Annotated in this window: 1 protein-coding gene; it reads right to left on the bottom strand. The window is 52.0% G+C overall.

Annotated features, from left to right (window positions below):
• The coding region (locus IEX22_RS16155; RefSeq protein WP_188669260.1) for an IS4 family transposase at positions 1–794 on the bottom strand (794 nt) is incomplete at both ends.

The raw sequence follows: 794 nt of genomic DNA, 5'->3' as shown, positions 1-794 counted from the left end.
CTCCCAGAGGTGTTAACCAGTTTAAGAAATTCACCCCAAGCCCAGCGAAAATGCGATTCTTTGATTGAGTATTCCGGACGTCGTCTCACCTCTTTGCCGAGCCTGAGCACAGATAACACGTTTCTGTCACGTATCGTATTGGCTTGAAACCTCCGCTGCCATCCCAGATGCCTGGCAGCCAGACCGATGCACCAAAGCAGGATTTCTGCCAACAAAGCTATCAGCAACAACACATCATAACGGCGTGGACAACGACTGCGGCTTTGTCTGAGTCCCATGCCGTATTGGGGACTTTTGAGGTCGCGAAAGGTTTCTTCTATCTGCATCCGTCTGGCATAAAGTTTGACCACCTGCGTTGACGAGAACGCCTCCGTAGGCAAGTTGGTTGCCAGTAACCAAGGCTCTTTACTGCCAAGACGGTAACTTTGTTGTGCCGTATGATTGCGTCCTGCTTTGGATGACCGCTTGTCGGCTCGATGTTTCGGCGCAGCCTTGTACAGATGTAAATGACAGCGCATAGGCGATTTTCGTCCCAGTTTTACGTAACCAATATGCCGGGCTTTCGCCGTGGCGGAGGGATAAAGCGACTTATTCGACTGCCATTGGGCATGATTGACCAGGAGAAAGCCGACATCCCCACGGACACGGCCAAGCCAAAACCAACCATATCGTTCCACCTCCCGAAACCAGGTATTGCGGTAACCCGCATCGGTGACAATCAGTGGACAAACATGGGATGGCAGCACCTGTGCCAACTCCGCCAAGAAGGCGTTATGACTGCGAGGAGCATTGTA

It is taken from the genome of Tersicoccus solisilvae (assembly GCF_014643255.1).
Taxonomy (GTDB): domain Bacteria; phylum Actinomycetota; class Actinomycetes; order Actinomycetales; family Micrococcaceae; genus Tersicoccus; species Tersicoccus solisilvae.
Note: the sequence above shows the minus strand (reverse complement) of the source record. Positions and strands in the feature narration are given on the sequence as shown.